The sequence below is a fragment of the Nocardia sp. NPDC019323 genome (assembly GCF_044389845.1).
GTDB lineage: Bacteria > Actinomycetota > Actinomycetes > Mycobacteriales > Mycobacteriaceae > Nocardia > Nocardia implantans.
In genome coordinates this window covers 614,564-631,198 of the sequence record NZ_JBIRYN010000002.1, presented here as the reverse complement: position 1 = coordinate 631,198, position 16,635 = coordinate 614,564, and the positions used below count along the sequence as shown (strand labels likewise).

Here is a 16,635-nt window from a genome sequence, read left to right as displayed (position 1 = left end):
CGCCGAGCGAGGGCTCGAGCGGGAGACTTCAAATCGGCTCGATGACGTTCTTCCGAAGGTGTCCGTAGACAACGGAAGTACGTACGTCTGCGAGTTCCTTTCGCTCGGTGAGCTTGTCCAAGACCACCGAGTGCAGGTGGTCGGTGTCGCGAACAGCCACATGGAGCAGGAAGTCGTCTGCGCCTGTCAGCGTGAAGATTTCGATCACCTCGGGCATCTCCGTGACGAAGGCCTGGAACTGCTCGATGACCGCACGCGTCGGCGGTCGTATCCGTACGGCGATGATCGCCTGCAGCCCCCGGCCGAGCGAGGGGAGGTCTACTTCGGCGTGGTATCCGAGCAGCACGCCACGCTCCCGGAGGGAGCGAATCCGCTCCAAGCAGGTGGAGGGTGCGATGCCCAACTCCTGGGCCATGTCCCGGTTGGTGCGCCGACCGTCCAACTGCAGAAGCCGAAGTATCGCCGAATCTAGTTCATCCATATTCTGCCTCTCCAACGAAAATCCGAATCAAATTCGGACATACCTGTGTTCGTTCGGCAGAATGCTACCTTGGTCGCAATATCTCCGTTCATGATTCGTTTCCGTAGAAGCGGTCGAACAGAGGCCACGAGTTCGGATGAAAAGGGCAGTGGAAGTGGACGAGCGGCTGGCCAAGGTGTTGGCGATCTGTTCGGTCGTAGTGGCCGCGCTGTTGTGGAGCAGCTCGTACGCGGTGACCAAGCTGGTGCTGACAGAGGTCGGCCCGCTGAGCATCGGGGCCATCCGCTTCACCCTCGCCGCGGTACTGCTCGGGATCATCATGTTCCTGCGCCGCAACCCGGCCGTCAGACCCGATGCTCGCCAGCGGCGGCTGATCTACCTCAGCGGACTATTGGGCATTACGGCCTACTTCGTGCTGGAGAACATCGGCGTCGAGTTGTCGACGGCCTCCGACGCCTCTTTGATCGTGGCCACCTACCCACTGATGACCATGCTCCTGGAGCTGGTGGTCTTCCGGACCAGAATGCCGCCGCTGCGGGTCGGCGGCGTGCTGCTGGCCACCTCGGGGGTTTTCCTCATCGTTCGCAACGGGGCGGACGTCGGGGGCAGCGCTCGCTGGTCCGGCGACATTCTGCTGTTGCTCGGCGGACTGGTATGGGCCGGGTACAACATGCTGGGCAAGCATGCCGGGCGCGGGCAAGACGCGGTGACCCTCACCTATTACCAGACCATGGCCGGCGCCACCGGCTTCCTGTTCGCCTCGCTACCGGAGATGAAGCATTGGCGGGTACCCGGCGCCACAGCCTCGGCGCTGCTCGTCTATCTGGCCGTTGCATGTTCGGTCGGCGCCTTTCTGCTCTACAACTACGGCCTCCGCCGGATGGCCTCGAGCGTCGCGGTGAACATCCTCAACCTGGTGCCGGTGTTCGGTGTGCTCGGCGCCGTGGTGATCAATGCGGAGACGGTCCGGCCGGCGCAGGTCTTCGGCGGCGTCGTCGTCATCGCCGGGGTGACACTCGGATTGGTCGAGCACCGTTCGCCCGCCGAGAAAGTCACAGTTGCCCGAACCGACCCGGCAACCGAGTGCGTGTGAAGGATGCGGGGGTACCGAAGCGCCCATGCACCTGTTGCCCTAGCCGCGATAAATCTCGACGTAAGCGTTGGTCGCCACCGCGACAACACCGGGACCCATTCCCGTGCATCCCGTGGTGACGCGCTGGCCGGTGGGTGTGAAGGGGTAGCTGAGCGCTTGGTAAGGACCGACACCGTACTGCGGGAACGGTCCGCTGGCGTAGAGCCCGAAGCAGTCGACATGCAGGACGTAGTTGCTTCCTCCGTCGGGTTGGCAAGTCGCCGACGCACCGAAGAGATCTCGCTCGACGACGCAATCCTGCGGCGCCGCTTGGGCGGTCCCGGAGCCGACGATTGCGGCGAAAGCCAGACCCGAAACTCCAGCGGCCGCGACACGTACGGCGGCGGTGAGAACATTCCTCATGAAAACTCCTCCTGTTACGGGGTTCTCTTCGACCTTCAGCGGCTGGACGTTACGGCTGTTGGTGCGACTTCCCCGATTCGTGCGATCGACACCGTGAACACGCCGGGATCAAGTCGCGGCCAATACACTGCACGCATGCGACGACCGCGCGCCATGGTGCTCGATGAGGTGTGGCGCAAGCTCGAGGGTGTCGAACCGCTCAGCGGCCCGCACGGGGGTCCGCTGCGCCGGACGGTGAAGCTCGTGCTCGACCCGTTGGTGATCCGGCCCGTGCAGCATCCGTCGTGCGCGGGGCCGATCCTGACGGCCGACGGCGCGGTGTTGCTGGAGGCGCGCATTCAGGCTGCGGCCGATGTGCTGCGCGCGACGGCGGCCTGGTTCACGGTGCTCAAGCAGGTGCGGCGGACGCTGCGGATCACCGAGGGGCACCCGCAGGATCTGTACTTCCAGCGCTGTTTCGAACTGGCGACCACCTCGGGCATGCCGGATGCGGCGCGGGCGCGCGCGGTCGCGGAGGACGCGTTGCGCGAGATCCACGAGTACACCGCGGGGCGCACCACGCAGGCGCTGAAGGAGTACCTCACCGACCACACCCGGGAACGAGAGCTGGCCGGGCTGCTCGATCTGGCCTGGCGGCGGCGTCCGCTCACCGGCCCTGCGGGTGCCGACCACGACGCGGAGGTGCGGGAACTGCTGGAAGCCTGCGCGGCGGCACGGCTCGGCGAGGACGCCGACCGACAGCCGACCCTGGGCCGGCTGGTCGCGGCCCACGCCGGTACGCACACGGGAATCCGGCTGTGGCAGGAGGAATCCGCTCAGGAATTGGGGCTGACGGCGCATCCGGTGCCGCTGCGCCCCGCGATCGGGTCTTCGGCCTCGAAATCGACCCTCGGGCTCCCGTTCGATCGCAGCGTCTACGAGCGGGTGTTCACCGTGTTGCAGGCGTCCACCGAACGCGCGGAGCTGCCGCCGATCCCCGAACTGGTCGACGCCGAGATCGCCCGCAGTTGCGCACCGTGGGCGCTGCTGGACGAGTCGCTGCGCGTGACGGCCACGGCGGGGGCCGCCCTGGCGACCGGCTTGGCGCCCATCGAGCACCGCCGCGGACCGTCGACCGGTCGGCCGCGTCTGCGTCTGGCCGGAACGGGGACAACGCCATCCAGGGCGCACCAGCTGGTCAACAGCCGTTGGCAGCGGGAAGCCTATGTGTTGCAAGCGCGGCGGCTGGTGGTCTCGGCCGAGCCGCCCACCGGTCCGCTGGCCGCCATCGCCGCGGAACTGATCACGCCGTGGCAGCCCTACCTGCGCCGATTGTGGGTCCGCCTGCACGGAAGGGATGTCAGGGAGTACGCGATCCACGATCCGGACGAGCTGTGGGATCTGCTCGACGGCGTGGCGCGTTCGGTCATCCTGGACCATCGCACACGGGTCAAGCGGGCGCTGAGCGTGCGGGCGGGCGCGGGTGAGCCGGACGCGGCGGAATCGAAGGCGAGCTGATGAGCACGACCGTACGCATCCGCCGCCGCGACGGCCTGTGGATCATCGCGCCGGACGACGCTCCGACCGTCGTGGACGACGCGGCCGGGGTGGACGTGCTGGTGCTCGAGGTGGCGGGCGGGCACTTGACCTGGAGCCTGCTCAGCGGGCAGGTGACACCGGCCGCGGTGCTCGATGACATAGCCCTCGCACAGGAATGGATCTGGGCGGTATACGGCGAGCAGGTGGCCGTCGCCCTCGACGAAACCACCGAAGGTGAATACGCGGTCCAGCCCGCCCTGCCCGACTTGTCCGCGCGCGCCTGGCGGCTCGGTTACGCCCGCTGGGCGGCGCGCTGGTGGCCCGCGTCGACGCTGGACGGCATCGCCCCGCTGGACGAAGGGCTGCTGGACGACGAGATAGCCACGCTGAGCGAGGAATGCGACCTGATCGTCGACGGCGCCGACGCGGTCGTCGAGGAGCGCACGACCACCGCCACGCTCGGCCGAGCGGAGGACTACGCGCTGGCCGCCGGACCGGCCACCGTCGCCGCCCCCGGCGCGCTCGTCTTGGCCAGGGGAACCGCGGGCTGGGACTGGCAGCGCTGCCCACCGGGCTTGCTCGACGCCTCGGAAAGCGCCGTGTCCTGGGAAGTGGTGCGCGCGGCCGGATCGACGATCGTGCGGGTGAGCGCGGTGGCCGCCCCGCTCTCGCCGGCGGATATCCCGGCGCACCTGCATCCCCGCGCCGCAATCCGCACTCCGGCCGACGCCGCCGACGTGCCGCTGATCCGCGACGGCGAACTCTGGCGGGCCGAGACCACGGCCCCTGCCGGTGCGGAAGCGGGCGTGACGGTGCACATCTACGTTCCCGGCGTCGGTGTGGACGAACCGGAGCCGGACGCTGCGGGCAAGCGCGCGCGGATTCGCGACCTGGTCACCTCGCGGTTGCACCGCACCGACGACGCGTCCGGCAACCCCGCCGACTCGCTTCTGCTGGCGGAAATCGCCGCCACAGCGTCGGATTCGGATTTCTGATATGGAGACTCCGGACGACGGCCGGGAATTGCTCGCCGCGGGCGCCGCCGCGTACACCCGCGGCGACCCGGCCGAGGCGAAACGCCTGTTCGAGGACGCCGCCGAACGAACCACCGGCGACATCAGGCTCGGCGCGATCATCAATGCCGCGAGCATGGCCGACGAACTCGGCGACCACGCCGCCTCGCTCGCCCTCTACCGTTCGGCGCTGGCCGAAATGCCCGAGCACGCACCGCGATTGCGCCCGAACGCCCTGGTCAACATGTCGCAGGCGCTGCAGCATCTCGGCGATCTCGACGCGGCGCAGGCGGCGCTGGAGCAGGCGCGGGCCTTGCTCGCCGACAACACCGACACCGATCTCGGCGTGCTGCGCGTGGCCTGCCTGCTCTCCCTGACCGCCGTCGCGTTGCATCGGCAGGACTGGGCCTACGCCGCCGAGCTGGCCACCGAATCACTGGAGGCGGCAAGACGTTTCGCACCGCAACTGGCCGGTCATCCGCTGATGAATCTCGCCGCCGCCTACTTCGAGACCGGACGCCGCGACCTGGCCGTGGATTTCGCGCGGCAGGCGCTGGCCGCGTTCGAGTCCGCGGGCGATCGCAACGCGGTCGCCGAGACCGAGCAGAATCTCGCCATCATGCTCGTCCGCCTCGAGCGATACGACGAGGCCGAGGCCCCGCTGCGCTCCAGTCAGGCGTATTTCGAGCAGGCCGGGTTGGGGCACCGAGCCGGGGTCGGCCTCAAGACCATGGGATTCCTCGCCGAGGGACGCGGCGATCTGGCGGGCGCGCACGAGTTCTACCAGCGGAGCTTGGCGTATTTCGGCGCGTCCGGAGCCGTTCTCGACGCCGCCGACCTGCGCATTCGCTCCGCCACCGTGGCATTCAAGTCCGGAAGGGCCGCAGAGTGCGAGCAGTTGCTGGCCGAGGCGTTCGCGATCTATGCCGAGCGTGGCCTCGGCCTGCACTGCGCCCAGCTCGATTTCTGGCACGCGACGCTGCTGGAAAGCGCGATCGACGCGACCGAGCCGCCGCAGGCGGAATTGCTCGCGCGCGCCGTCGGCATCGCCGTGCCCGCTGCCCTTGCCATCGACGCGGTGCGCCACACCTTGCCGAACGGCACGCAGCGCGAGCAGTGGAACCGGCAGATCGCCGACCCCGCCATGCGATTGGCGTTCCGCTTCGCCTACCTTTCCGGCAACGGCGTCCTCGTTGCCGATCTGATCGAAACGCAGTGTGCTGGGACGACTTTGGCGCTCGACCGCACCGAGCCGGAAACTCCCGCCCGGCTCCCGCTCGAGCTGTTGGACCCGCCGGAGGACTTCACCGATCACCCCGGCAGCGCCGCCCTGCAACTGGGGGCCGCCCTGGCGGAGGTCGCGGCCGGGGCGGGTCTGCCGGTCGCGCCGCCGCCGCGCCTCGCATCGGCCGTGGAAGGGCGGATCGCGCTCGCGCCGTTCATCGCCGCCGCCGAGCAGCGCTACGGCCGGGTGATCCGCGACGATCGGGTGCTGACGGTATGACGCGACCGACTGTGCTGGTCCGCATGGCGGACGCGGGAGACATCTACGTGTCGTGGCGATGGGTGGAGGAAAGCTATCCGCGCGGCGCGGGAATGCTTCCGCAAGAAGAGGCGATGCGGGCGGTGGAACTGCTCACCGACGCGTTGCCGCGGCCCGCCGAGCCGAGCGGTCTCGAGCGGGCGCTCACCACCGGCGCGTTCGCCGACTACGAGCGGGAATACGTTGTGGCACAGGAGCTTTCCCGCGCGCTGCTGCCCTACGGCTTGGCCGCGCAGCTCTACGACCTGTGGCAGCGCGGTGTGCGGCCGCATATCCGGCTGCAACCGTCACCCCGGGTCGCCCAGGTGCCGTGGGAGATCATCGCGCCGGACCGCGATGTCCGGCTGATCGATATCGCCGACGTGAGCCTGCTGGCTCCGGCGAGCGTCGGGCAAGCGCCAGGCCGGGTCGCGCGCACCTGGACCGAGACCGCCGCGCTTCCGGTCGTCGCGGTGCTCGATCCGCGCATTCCCGGTTTCCGCGCCGATTCGACGCTCGGCTCGGTGCTGGGCCGGATGAGCGCCGAAGCCCCGCTCGCGCGACGAATGGCGAGTTACGCCGCGAACGACCGCTTGCGGCCCGCGGTATCGAACCCGGTCGAGGCCTTCCGCCGCACGGATGTCGATCGCGACTGGCTGGGCTCCGTTCTGCGTGAGGGCGCGAGCCGCTTGCTCTACGTCGGGCACGTCACTGCCGCCGCGCCCGAATCCGGCCGCAGCGAGGAGGCCGAACTGCACCTCGCCTGTGCCGCCGATGCCGTCGGCTTCGCCGAGCCATCCCGCACGCACCGGCCGTTCTCGGCCAAAGACCTGCTGCTCGGCACGCACACCCTCGACCCGCGACCGGTTGCCGGAGCACGGCTGTGGCCGATGCCGAGCCGGGTCGCGCTGGTCGCCTGTGAAAGTGGCGGCGATCTGCGGTTCAGCGAGGCACTCGGCCTCACCACCGCGATGATCACCGGCGGCGCTGAGCTGGTCACCGCGAGCCGGTGGCCGCTGCCCACCGATTTCGCCTTCCAGCGCATCGCGGGCGCACCGGCGCAGGCCGAGCCGCTCCAAGAGGCCGTCTGCGCCATCGACGCGGCGCACGAGCAGCCCGACCCGGTGACCGCCATCGCCGCATGGCAGCGCGACCGTTTCACCGCGTGGCGCGAGACCGGCCGGATCGAGCATTCGCCGGTGCTCTGGGCTGCCTTCGCCACCGTGTGCGCCTGAGTCGGGCAAATCATCCCGCGCGGTCTACATATAGCGGTCTACGTGCGACGATGCCGCGCGAAAATGGGTAACGCAACTACTGCGCAAACCGACACCCAGCATCGAACGTGTGGATAAGCTCGAACGCCGTCACCCTCCACGATTCGCGATCAGGAGAAGCAGTTACACCAGTCGGATGACCGCCTCGACCGGCCGCTGAGGAGCCCACCAATGCGTTACTACGCCGTCTACGACAACGACGGAAACCTCGCCACCATCCTCGGACAACCTGACGACGCACCTCCGCTGCGCGCCACCGCATTCCACCGGGGGCAACGGCTCACCGAACTGGCCCTACCGGACGGGGCAGTAGACCCCGCCGACCCGGACAGCCTGACCGCTCTGCTCGACCTGGTCACGAACCGGCGAGTCGAGGCGACGGCAGGCCGCGCCGACACGGGCGCTCGCCGCTAGCCGGATGCCCGCGTGAGGGCGACCACCGGGATCACCCGGGATGTCTTCATCTCGTGTTCGGCGAAGAACGGATAGGTGTGCTTGAGCATCGCCCAGGTGCGGTCGCGGTCGTCGCCGGTCAACAGGGTGGCCAGCGCCGGGTAGCTCTCCTCGTCCAGCTCGACGGTGACGTGCGGGTCATCCCGCAGGTTCGCATACCAGTCGGGGTGTTTCGGCGCGCCGATGTTGGACGCGACGATGAGCAGGCGGTCGCCGTCGCGGTGGAACATCAGCGGGGTGGTGTAGGGGGCGCCGGATCTGCGGCCGATCGTGGTGAGCAGGATCAGACGGTCGCGCCGCATGCCATCGATCTCGCCACCCGCTCGGAACCGAGCGATGGTTCGTCGATTGACTTCCTTGACGTCCACGGTTCGCCTCCCTTGCCTGTGGTGGACCAGGCTCAGCTTTCCCTCCGGCCGCATACCGTGTCCGGGAAACGCCGGGATCGGCGGCGGCACCGGCGCATTCACTCGCGATGGGCGAGCAGGTGCTGGATCAGCAGCCGGGTCAGCGCCTCCGGCGCCTCCTCGGGAATCCAGTGCGAGACGTCCTCGAGCATCTCGAACCGGTAGGGGCCCGAGACGTATTTCGCGGTGGCCAGGGCCGCGGTGGACCCGACGGTCGCGTCTTCGGTGCCCCACACGTACAGGGTGGGAACACACGCGGGGCCGGTGGGGCCCGCGAGATCCATGGCGCGATACCAGTTCAGCGCGGCGGTGAGCGCGCCGGGCCGCGAGAGCCTGCGCACGTAGTCCTCGACCCGTTCCTCCGGGATCTTCCACTCGAAGATCCGGCGCAGCGCGGCCCCTTCGTCGGCGAGCAAGGTCCGCTCCGCGGTGCGCGGTTGCCGCAGGGCGGTCAGATGCTGCGACCGCCGCGCTTGATCCTCGTCCTCGGCCATCGCCTGCTGGAGCGCGGCGGGATGCGGCTGCGACACCGCGGTGAACGTGCGCACCCGCTCGGGCAGCCGCGCCGCCACCGCCCACCCGACCCGCGCGCCGCAATCGTGGCCGATCAGGTCGAACCGCTCCCAGCCCAGCGCGTCGGCGATGGCCACCACATCGCAGGCCAGTTCCTCGAGCCGATAGTCGGCGGCTCGCTCGGGCCGCACCCCCGGTGAGTATCCGCGCTGATCGGGCGCGACGGCGCGGCATCCGCCACCGCCGAGCACGCCGAGCTGGAATTCCCACTCCCGCGCGCCCTGGGGAAACCCGTGCAGCAACAGCACTTCCCGCCCGCCGGGAGCGCCGGCGGCCAGGACGTCGAAGGTTCCCGCCCCGGTGCGAATCTCGAGTTCTTCGATCACCCGCCCGACTCTAGAACCGGGTACCGACGCGCGTCAGTGCTCGTCGAAATGGCCGTCGTGAGCGGCGTGGCGATGGCCCTCGTGCACATAGTCGACGTGGTCGCCGTGCTGGACGGCCTCGTGGCCGCAGTTGGGGCCGTGCTGGTGCGGGTGATCGCGGCACTCGGTGTGCTCGGACCGCTCGCACTCGTCGTAGTGACCTTCGTGTTCGCGGTGCAGATGACCATCATGGGCGTAGTCGATGTGATCGCCGTGCTGGAACGCCGTGTGCCCGCAGCCGGGGCCGTGCACATGATCGTGGCCGGTGTGCTGGGCGTGTGCTGTGGTCATCGAATTTCCCTCTTTCCTGGCGCGGATAGCTGGAATCGTGATGACAAATACATTAGCAGATGCGCATCAATGAAATTGCCCTGCGTGTGCTGGCTCGTGTCAGAGCACCTGGGCGAGGAACCTGCGCAGGCGCGGAGTCTGCGCGTCGTCGAACAGCGCGTCGGGCGTGCCGGTCTCCACCACCTGCCCCTGATCCATGAAGACCACGCTGTCGGACACCGTGCGCGCGAAACCCATCTCGTGGGTCACCACGACCATAGACATACCGCCGGAGGCCAGGTCGGCCATCAGGCCGAGCACGCCCTTCACCAGCTCGGGGTCCAGCGCCGAGGTGGCCTCGTCGAAGAACATGATCTCCGGCCGCATGGCCAGCGCCCGCGCGATGGCGACGCGCTGCTGCTGCCCGCCGGACAGGTTCGCCGGACGCGAATCGGCCTTGTCGGCCAGACCCACGATCTCCAACTGCTCGACGGCCAGCGCCCGCGCCTCGTCCTTGGACAGGCCGCGCAGCTTGCGCGGACCGAGCGCGACGTTGTCCGCGACGGTCTTGTGCGGGAAGAGATTGAAATGCTGGAACACCATGCCGATGCGCTGACGCAACCGGTCCGGATTCTCGGTGAGCACGGACTTGCCGTCCAGCAGCACGTCGCCCTTGTCCGGCTCGTACAACCGGTTCAGCACCCGCAGCAGCGTCGACTTGCCCGATCCGGACGGCCCGATGACGGTGACGGTCTTGCCCGCGTCGACATGGATGTCGATGCCGCGCAGCACGTGGTTGTGCCCCAGCGTCAGATGCAGTCCGGTACCGGTGAGGGAGGCACTCATCTATCCGCGCCCTTCCGTGATCGTGGCCGCCTCGACCTGGTCGATCGGCCGGTCGGGTCGTCCGGTCCGCATCCGGCGGTCGATGTAGTTCACCAGGTGGGTGAGCGGGATGGTGAGCAGCAGGTAGACCAGCCCGGCGGCCACCAATGGCGAGAGATTGCCGGTCTGCGCGTTGAGATCGCGTCCGACGGCGAACAGCTCGCGCTGGGTGGCGAGCAGGCCGAGGAAGTAGATCAGCGAGGAATCCTTGATCAGGGCGATGAACTGGTTCATCAGGGCCGGGAGCACCCGGCGCACACCCTGCGGGATCACCACCAGCGTCATCGCCTGGCGGTAACCGAAGCCGATGGCGCGCGCCGCCTCCAGCTGTCCGGCCTCGACCGATTGGATGCCGGAGCGGAAGATCTCGCCGATGTAGGCCGAGGCGAGCAACGCCAGCGCGACCGCGCCGAGCCAGTACGGGTTGTTCCCGGTGAGGTTACGCACCACCGGACCGACGCCGAGGCCGATCAGCAGGATGATCACCACGGCGGGCAGGCCACGGAAGATGTCGGTGTACACCCGCGCGGGCCAGCGCAACCAACGGGTCCGCGAAATTCCCGCGACCGCGAGCAGCATGCCGATGACGGTGCCGAGGACACCGGAGACCACCGCCAGGATCAGCGTGTTGGGCAGCCCGGTCTTGAACAGATCGGGAAACGCCTTGCGATACAGCGACCAGTCGAAGAACGTGTCCTTCAGCTGCCGCAAAGTCGATTTCGGCGCGTTCTGCCCCGTCTCGTCCTTCTGCTTGCCCGCGGCGAGCGCGGCGAAATCCGGCAGCTGCGGCGCGGGCGCGGCCCGCGACCCCGGCTTCCAGCCCGGCGGCAGCTCCCGCGGCACCCACTCGGTGTAGAGCTTGGCGTAGGTGCCGTCCGCGATCACCGCGTCCAAGCCGCTGTTGAGCGCGTCGATCAGCGGCTGATTGTTCTTGGCGACCGCGTAGCCGACGAAATTGTCCAGGCTGAAGGTGTTCTGCGATACCGACGTCCCGTCGCCCGGCTTGATCGCGCCTTCGGCTTGGGCGGACGGGGCCACCCAGGCGTCCACCTGGCCGGACTTCAGGTTGGCGTAGGCGGTGTTGTAGTCGGGGAACTTCACCGGGTCCAGATGCAGCTGGTTCACCACGAACTCGTCCTGCACGGTGCCCTGCACCACCGCGATCCGCGTGCCACGGTTCAGATCGGCGAACCCCTTGATCGCGCTGCCGCTGGGCACCACAAGCGAGAAGTAGCCGAAGTCGTAGCCGTTGGTGAATCCGACCAGCTGGCGGCGCGCGTCGGTGGTGGTGATGTTGGACGAGCCGACGTCGAAACGGCCGCCCGACACCTGGGCCAGCAGCCCGGCGAACTCGGTGCCGGAGAACTCCACCTGGAGACCGAGCTTGGCGCCGATCGCCTTCAGCAGCTCGTTGTCGAAGCCGGTGAACGTGCCCTGCCGGTCGACGCAGATGCTCGGCGGCGCGTCCGAGAGCGTGCCGACGCTGAGCTTGCCCGGCGTGATCAGGCCGAGTCTCGAGACGTCGATCGAGGTCAGCGGCGCTGTGGTCGCGGTGGTGTAGCGGTCGCCGCCCGCGGCGGCCGAGGAGGCCAGGTTGGTCGGCGCGGCGGAGGCGGCGGCCGGGCCTGGCGGCGCGCAGAGGTTGCGCTCCGTGGCCGCGTCGTCGGAGCCGGAACCGCACGCCGTCGCGCTGAGACCGACGGCGAGCAAGAGCACGGCGATCAACGCACGAGACCGCACAGCGGGCAGAACAGCCATGACGGACAACCTTAACCACGAAAGTCCGCTAATCCACGGCTACCCCGAGGCCGGTAGCGCCGGAAGCCATGCCGCCGCGACGGGTCGAGGGTTTCGATCACGGTGATTCGAATGCCACGCCGCCGTCGCGCAACAGTCGGCGCTCAGGCCAGACCGCTCACCGGTTCCGGGTTGAGCTCGTCGCGCCATCGCACGGCTTTCGCGACCTCGCTCAGGTCGTAGTCCGGGCCGCTGGTCCCGATGGTGAAGGTGGTCACGCCCGCCTCGACGAAAGCGGAAGCCTTCTCCAGTCCCGGCCACTGCACCGAACGCTCGATGCGCGCTTGGTCGGTGCCGACGGCCGCGCAGTGCTCGGCGAGCACCTTGTTCTTGTGCGCGAGCACGTCCAGGTCGGCGAAGGTGTGCCACATGTCGGCGTACTGCGCGACGAGCCGCAAGGTCTTCTTCTCGCCACCGCCGCCGATCAGGATCGGCAGATCGCGGGTCGGGCGCGGATTGAGCTTCGGCAGCCGGGCGCTGATCCGGGCGAGGGTCTCCTTCAGCAGTTCCAGCCTGCTGCCAGGGGTGCCGAAATCGTAGCCGTACTCGTCGTAGTCCTTCTTGAACCAGCCCGCGCCGAGACCGAGGATGAGCCGTCCGCCGCTGATGTGGTCGACGGTGCGCGCCATGTCGGCCAGCAGGTCCGGATTGCGGTAGCCGCCGCCGGTGACCAGCGCGCCGATCTCCACCCGCTCGGTCTGCTCGGCGAACGCGCCCAGCATCGTCCAGCACTCGAAATGCGCGCCGTCCGGATCGCCGGTGAGCGGATAGAAGTGATCCCAGTTGAACACGATGTCGACGCCCGCGTCCTCGCATCGCAACACCGCGTCCCGGATGAGCCGGTACTCCGGCGCGTGCTGCGGCTGTAGCTGAACTCCGATCCGAACTGGACGACTCATGGCATTCTCCTCGTCGCTCGGTCCCGTCCCCGCCCCGAGGTTACCGGCGCGGCGGGGTTCCCGCAGGCCGCCGCACGGGTGCTTCCGGCGTGGGCCGACCGGCTAGGTTGGGACCCGATGCCGAGCCTGCGGATGGAGGTGTCGCCCGTGGCCGACGGCGAGGACGAGGTGGTTCGCGCGGTCGTCTCGACGATGCTGCGCGGGCGCGACCAGTTGATCGCCGAACTCTCGGCGGTGATGCGCGCGCAGGTCGTCGCCCTCGACTCGGATGTCCGGTTGCGCGGCCTGTTCGAGGCGGGTACCACCGACAACCTGATGTCGGTGCTGGACTTCGTGCAGAACGACGCCGCCGAGCACGACGTGCACGCTCCGGCCAGGGCGCTGATGTACGCGCGCACTCTCGCCCAGCGCGACGTCCCGCTCTCGGCGCTGATCCGGGCCTACCGCGTGGGGCACGCCGGGTTTCTCGACATCGCGATGCGCTACGCCGTGGAGCTGGGCGGCTCCGACAGCGCGGCGGCCATCATCCGGATGGTCCATCGCTCCGCGGTGTACATCGACCGGGTGTGCGAGCAGGTCGGCATCGCCTACGAACAGGAACGCGACCGGTGGGTCGGCAGCCGCGGCGGCCTGCGCCAGGAATGGGTGGCGCGGGTGCTCGACGGCTCGGCCGACGACATCGCCCAGGCGGAGCAAGTGCTGGGCTATCCCTTGTCGGGCCGTCACGTCGCGGTGAACGCCTGGACCGAACCGCAGCTTTCGGCGCGGGCCGCGGTGGATGTCCTCGATGCCGTGCGCGCGGCTCTGGTCCCGCTGCTCGGCCACCCGCGCCGGGCGCTGCTGGTGCCGACCGACGAACGCGAGGTCCGGCTGTGGTTCTCGATCGCCCGGGACACGACCATCGATGCCGAGGCCATCCAACGGGCCTTGTCCGCGCTGGCCTTACCGGTGCGCGTGGCGGTGGGCGGCTGCGGCAGCGGTGTCGCGGGATTCCGGCGCAGCCTGCGCCAAGCCGACCGGGTGCGCGAACTCGTGCTGCTGGCCGGTCCCGGCGCGCCCCGTGCGGTGGCGCACCAGCAGGTGGCCGCCGTCGCGCTGCTCGGCGCCGACATCGAGGAACTGCGCCAGTACGTCGCCGACTGCCTGGGTGAACTCGCCACCGACAACCAGCGCAATCTCTGGCTGCGCGAAACCCTGCGCGTCTTCCTCGCCAACAACCGCAGCTACGCCGCGGCCGCCGAGGAACTGGCCGTGCACCGCAACACCGTCCAATACCGGGTGCGGCAGGCGCTCGACCTGACCGGCCACACCTTCGACGATCACGACCGCACGCTGCACCTGCACCTGGCGTTGCAGGCTGCCCGCTGGTTCGGACCGGCGGTGCTGCGACCGTGCCCGGCCTGACGCTGTCCTTTGTGCGGTCGGCACGAAAGTTGTACGAAGTTTCAGCACCCGCGAATATGGCCCACATCACATGCCGATTCGTACGATTTCCGCGAATGCGCAGCTCAGATGAGGAGAAACCGCCGTGTCAACGCTGGAAACCGTACGCGGACCGATCGATACCGCCGATCTCGGAGTGACGCTGATGCACGAGCACGTCTTCGTGCTCACCGGAGACGTCCAGCAGAACTATCCGGCCGAATGGGGCTCCGAGGACGAACGCATCGCCGATGCCGTCCGGCGGTTGCGGGTGGCCTACGACGCGGGAGTGCGCACGATCGTCGATCCGACGGTGGTCGGGCTGGGCCGCTACATCCCGAGGATTCAGCGGATCGCCGAGCAGGTGCCGCTGAACCTGGTGGTCGCCACCGGTATCTACACCTATGGCGATGTCCCCTTCTTCTTCCACTACCGCGGCCCCGCGCTGAACGACATCGTCGGCGCGCAGGTGCCCGACCCGATGGTCGACATGTTCGTCGGCGATATCCGCGACGGGATCGCGGGCACCGGGGTCAAGGCGGGCATGCTCAAGTGCGCGATCGACAAGCAAGGGCCGACCGCGGGCGTCGAACGCGTGATGCGCGCGGTCGCGAAAGCCCATCTCGAGACCGGTGTGCCGATCACGGTGCACACCCATCCGGAGACGCGGTCGGGGCTCGACGTGAAGCGCGTGATGTGCGACGAGGAAGGCGTCGACCCCGGCCGCATCGTGCTCGGGCACAGCGGCGACACCACCGACTGTGATCACCTCGCCGAACTGGCCGAAGCGGGCTTCGTGCTCGGCATGGACCGCTTCGGCATCAATCTCGACACCACCTTCGAAGCCCGCGCGGACACGCTGATCGAGATGGTGCGGCGCGGCTACACCGACCGCATGGTGCTGTCCCAGGACGCGAGCTGCTACATCGACTGGATCGAGCCCGCCGCCATGGCCGCCCTGCCGCAGTGGCACTACACCCACCTGTTCGAGGACGTGTTCCCCTACGTGCTCGAACGCGGTGTGACCGAGGAGCAGATCGACACCATGCTCGTCGACGTCCCGCGCGCGTTCTTCGAGGCGCGCACCCGCTGACGCGGCTCGCCCGATAGGATCGCCGGACCCTTGCTCGGATCGTCCGGCACGTTCCTGCCGGGATGGGATGTGAATTCGTTATGGCCACTGTGACCTTCGACAACGCGACGCGGCTCTACCCCGGCTCGACCGAACCCGCGGTGGATCGGCTGAACCTGGAGATCGAGGACGGCGAGTTCCTCGTCCTGGTCGGCCCCTCCGGCTGCGGGAAGTCCACCTCGCTGCGCATGCTCGCCGGGCTGGAGGAGGTCAACGGCGGACGCATCCTGATCGGCGCCAACGACGTCACCAACGCCGAGCCGAAGGAACGCGACATCGCCATGGTGTTCCAGAACTACGCGCTCTACCCGCACATGACCGTCGCGGAGAACATGGGCTTCGCGCTGAAATTGGCCAAGGTGGCCAAGGCGGAGAAGGAGAAGCGGGTGCTGGAGGCGGCCAAGTTGCTGGATCTGGAGCCCTTCCTGGATCGCAAGCCGAAGGCGCTGTCGGGCGGCCAGCGTCAGCGGGTGGCGATGGGCCGCGCGATCGTGCGCCAGCCCCAGGTGTTCCTGATGGACGAGCCGCTGTCGAACCTGGACGCCAAGCTGCGCGTGCAGACCCGCACCCAGATCGCGCAGTTGCAGCGCAGGCTCGGCACCACCACGGTGTACGTCACCCACGACCAGGTCGAGGCGATGACCATGGGCGATCGGGTCGCCGTGCTGAAGGACGGCCTGTTGCAGCAGTGCGCCACCCCGCGCGACCTCTACCGCGATCCGGCCAACGTGTTCGTCGCCGGGTTCATGGGCTCGCCCGCCATGAACCTGTTCACCCTTCCGGTCACCGACGGCCGGGTGGAACTGGGCGGGCACGCGATCGCGCTGCCGCGCACGGTGGCGGACGAGGCGGGCGGCACCGTGACGGTCGGCATCCGCCCGGAGCACTTCGAGCTGGGCAACGGCTCCGGCATCGAGATGGAGGTCGACGTGGTGGAGGAACTCGGTTCCGACGCCTACATCTACGGCCGCACCGTCGCCGAAGGCGGGACCGACGGCGCCGGGGAGACCATCGTCTCCCGCGCGGATTGGCGCAATCCGCCCGCGAAGGGCGCTCGGCTGCGGCTGTCCACCGCGCCGGAGCACATCTACTTCTTCGACACCGACGGGCGCAGGCTCAACTGAGCACG

At 68.8% G+C, this 16,635-nt stretch carries 17 protein-coding genes and 1 pseudogene; 9 read left to right on the top strand and 9 right to left on the bottom strand.

Annotated features, from left to right (window positions below; genetic code table 11):
• Positions 1 to 28: 28 nt before the first annotated feature.
• Positions 29 to 346 (bottom strand): Lrp/AsnC ligand binding domain-containing protein, encoded by a 318-nt coding sequence (locus ACH49X_RS10265; protein WP_323124628.1) that lies wholly within the window; start codon positions 344 to 346, stop codon positions 29 to 31.
• A 9-nt stretch (positions 347 to 355) separates the two neighbouring features.
• Positions 356 to 481, bottom strand: a pseudogene (locus ACH49X_RS10260) (Lrp/AsnC family transcriptional regulator); the annotation flags it as partial.
• Positions 482 to 617: 136 nt separating this feature from the next.
• Here ACH49X_RS10260 and ACH49X_RS10255 point away from each other — a divergent pair.
• The gene (locus ACH49X_RS10255) at positions 618 to 1,574 is read left to right on the top strand and encodes a DMT family transporter (RefSeq protein WP_195080995.1); all 957 of its coding nucleotides are present in this window, start codon (positions 618 to 620) and stop codon (positions 1,572 to 1,574) included.
• 39 nt (positions 1,575 to 1,613) lie between these two features.
• On the opposite strand, the gene ACH49X_RS10250 is transcribed toward ACH49X_RS10255, so the two are convergent.
• Positions 1,614 to 1,976 (bottom strand): hypothetical protein, encoded by a 363-nt coding sequence (locus tag ACH49X_RS10250; RefSeq protein ID WP_195080996.1) that lies wholly within the window; start codon positions 1,974 to 1,976, stop codon positions 1,614 to 1,616.
• 153 nt (positions 1,977 to 2,129) lie between these two features.
• Between ACH49X_RS10250 and ACH49X_RS10245 the strand changes: the two genes are divergently transcribed.
• The 5 genes from ACH49X_RS10245 to ACH49X_RS10225 all read left to right on the top strand — a co-directional run bounded on the left by ACH49X_RS10245 (position 2,130) and on the right by ACH49X_RS10225 (position 7,717).
• Positions 2,130 to 3,473 (top strand): hypothetical protein, encoded by a 1,344-nt coding sequence (locus ACH49X_RS10245; RefSeq protein WP_195081053.1) that lies wholly within the window; start codon positions 2,130 to 2,132, stop codon positions 3,471 to 3,473.
• Entirely contained in the window at positions 3,473 to 4,489 is a 1,017-nt protein-coding gene (locus ACH49X_RS10240) for a hypothetical protein (RefSeq protein ID WP_323124620.1), read from the top strand. Before ACH49X_RS10245 ends, ACH49X_RS10240 begins: the two co-directional genes overlap by 1 nt.
• A gap of 1 nt (position 4,490) precedes the next feature.
• On the top strand, positions 4,491 to 6,011 hold the full coding sequence (locus tag ACH49X_RS10235; RefSeq protein WP_357208459.1) for a tetratricopeptide repeat protein: 1,521 nt from the start codon (positions 4,491 to 4,493) through the stop codon (positions 6,009 to 6,011).
• The gene (locus ACH49X_RS10230; RefSeq protein WP_195080998.1) at positions 6,008 to 7,264 is read left to right on the top strand and encodes a CHAT domain-containing protein; all 1,257 of its coding nucleotides are present in this window, start codon (positions 6,008 to 6,010) and stop codon (positions 7,262 to 7,264) included. Before ACH49X_RS10235 ends, ACH49X_RS10230 begins: the two co-directional genes overlap by 4 nt.
• 210 nt (positions 7,265 to 7,474) lie before the next feature.
• Positions 7,475 to 7,717 (top strand): hypothetical protein, encoded by a 243-nt coding sequence (locus ACH49X_RS10225; RefSeq protein WP_195080999.1) that lies wholly within the window; start codon positions 7,475 to 7,477, stop codon positions 7,715 to 7,717.
• Here ACH49X_RS10225 and ACH49X_RS10220 read toward each other — a convergent pair.
• From ACH49X_RS10220 to ACH49X_RS10195, 6 genes are all read right to left on the bottom strand, one after another.
• Positions 7,714 to 8,124 (bottom strand): nitroreductase family deazaflavin-dependent oxidoreductase, encoded by a 411-nt coding sequence (locus ACH49X_RS10220; RefSeq protein ID WP_323124621.1) that lies wholly within the window; start codon positions 8,122 to 8,124, stop codon positions 7,714 to 7,716. The genes ACH49X_RS10225 and ACH49X_RS10220 overlap by 4 nt on opposite strands.
• 98 nt (positions 8,125 to 8,222) lie before the next feature.
• Positions 8,223 to 9,062 (bottom strand): alpha/beta fold hydrolase, encoded by an 840-nt coding sequence (locus ACH49X_RS10215; RefSeq protein WP_195081001.1) that lies wholly within the window; start codon positions 9,060 to 9,062, stop codon positions 8,223 to 8,225.
• 33 nt (positions 9,063 to 9,095) lie between these two features.
• The gene (locus ACH49X_RS10210; RefSeq protein WP_067796121.1) at positions 9,096 to 9,392 is read right to left on the bottom strand and encodes a hypothetical protein; all 297 of its coding nucleotides are present in this window, start codon (positions 9,390 to 9,392) and stop codon (positions 9,096 to 9,098) included.
• A gap of 99 nt (positions 9,393 to 9,491) precedes the next feature.
• Positions 9,492 to 10,217: an amino acid ABC transporter ATP-binding protein gene (locus ACH49X_RS10205; RefSeq protein ID WP_195081002.1), complete on the bottom strand. Its 726-nt coding sequence runs from the start codon at positions 10,215 to 10,217 to the stop codon at positions 9,492 to 9,494.
• Positions 10,218 to 12,014 carry an ABC transporter substrate-binding protein/permease gene (locus ACH49X_RS10200; RefSeq protein WP_195081003.1) on the bottom strand — a complete coding sequence of 599 codons (1,797 nt, stop codon included), beginning with the start codon at positions 12,012 to 12,014 and terminating at the stop codon, positions 10,218 to 10,220.
• Positions 12,015 to 12,157: 143 nt separating this feature from the next.
• The gene (locus ACH49X_RS10195) at positions 12,158 to 12,952 is read right to left on the bottom strand and encodes an LLM class F420-dependent oxidoreductase (protein WP_195081004.1); all 795 of its coding nucleotides are present in this window, start codon (positions 12,950 to 12,952) and stop codon (positions 12,158 to 12,160) included.
• Between the two features lie 117 nt (positions 12,953 to 13,069).
• Between ACH49X_RS10195 and ACH49X_RS10190 the strand changes: the two genes are divergently transcribed.
• The 3 genes from ACH49X_RS10190 to ACH49X_RS10180 all read left to right on the top strand — a co-directional run bounded on the left by ACH49X_RS10190 (position 13,070) and on the right by ACH49X_RS10180 (position 16,630).
• The gene (locus tag ACH49X_RS10190; RefSeq protein WP_357208456.1) at positions 13,070 to 14,356 is read left to right on the top strand and encodes a helix-turn-helix domain-containing protein; all 1,287 of its coding nucleotides are present in this window, start codon (positions 13,070 to 13,072) and stop codon (positions 14,354 to 14,356) included.
• Positions 14,357 to 14,480: 124 nt separating this feature from the next.
• The gene (locus tag ACH49X_RS10185; protein ID WP_357208454.1) at positions 14,481 to 15,467 is read left to right on the top strand and encodes a phosphotriesterase-related protein; all 987 of its coding nucleotides are present in this window, start codon (positions 14,481 to 14,483) and stop codon (positions 15,465 to 15,467) included.
• A gap of 80 nt (positions 15,468 to 15,547) precedes the next feature.
• Positions 15,548 to 16,630, top strand: coding sequence for an ABC transporter ATP-binding protein (locus ACH49X_RS10180; protein WP_195081007.1), 1,083 nt, complete (start codon positions 15,548 to 15,550; stop codon positions 16,628 to 16,630).
• Positions 16,631 to 16,635 lie beyond the last annotated feature (5 nt).

Excerpts from the sequence above, each read along its gene's own strand:
- ACH49X_RS10200 (WP_195081003.1), bottom strand. The coding sequence starts at position 12,014 with ATGGCTGTTCTGCCCGCTGTGCGGTCTCGTGCGTTGATCGCCGTGCTC.
- ACH49X_RS10210 (WP_067796121.1), bottom strand. The coding sequence starts at position 9,392 with ATGACCACAGCACACGCCCAGCACACCGGCCACGATCATGTGCACGGC.
- ACH49X_RS10245 (WP_195081053.1), top strand. The coding sequence starts at position 2,130 with ATGGTGCTCGATGAGGTGTGGCGCAAGCTCGAGGGTGTCGAACCGCTC.
- ACH49X_RS10190 (WP_357208456.1), top strand. The coding sequence starts at position 13,070 with ATGCCGAGCCTGCGGATGGAGGTGTCGCCCGTGGCCGACGGCGAGGAC.
- ACH49X_RS10240 (WP_323124620.1), top strand. The coding sequence starts at position 3,473 with ATGAGCACGACCGTACGCATCCGCCGCCGCGACGGCCTGTGGATCATC.
- ACH49X_RS10255 (WP_195080995.1), top strand. The coding sequence starts at position 618 with ATGAAAAGGGCAGTGGAAGTGGACGAGCGGCTGGCCAAGGTGTTGGCG.
- ACH49X_RS10250 (WP_195080996.1), bottom strand. The coding sequence starts at position 1,976 with ATGAGGAATGTTCTCACCGCCGCCGTACGTGTCGCGGCCGCTGGAGTT.
- ACH49X_RS10205 (WP_195081002.1), bottom strand. The coding sequence starts at position 10,217 with ATGAGTGCCTCCCTCACCGGTACCGGACTGCATCTGACGCTGGGGCAC.
- ACH49X_RS10235 (WP_357208459.1), top strand. The coding sequence starts at position 4,491 with ATGGAGACTCCGGACGACGGCCGGGAATTGCTCGCCGCGGGCGCCGCC.
- ACH49X_RS10230 (WP_195080998.1), top strand. The coding sequence starts at position 6,008 with ATGACGCGACCGACTGTGCTGGTCCGCATGGCGGACGCGGGAGACATC.
- ACH49X_RS10225 (WP_195080999.1), top strand. The coding sequence starts at position 7,475 with ATGCGTTACTACGCCGTCTACGACAACGACGGAAACCTCGCCACCATC.
- ACH49X_RS10180 (WP_195081007.1), top strand. The coding sequence starts at position 15,548 with ATGGCCACTGTGACCTTCGACAACGCGACGCGGCTCTACCCCGGCTCG.
- ACH49X_RS10195 (WP_195081004.1), bottom strand. The coding sequence starts at position 12,952 with ATGAGTCGTCCAGTTCGGATCGGAGTTCAGCTACAGCCGCAGCACGCG.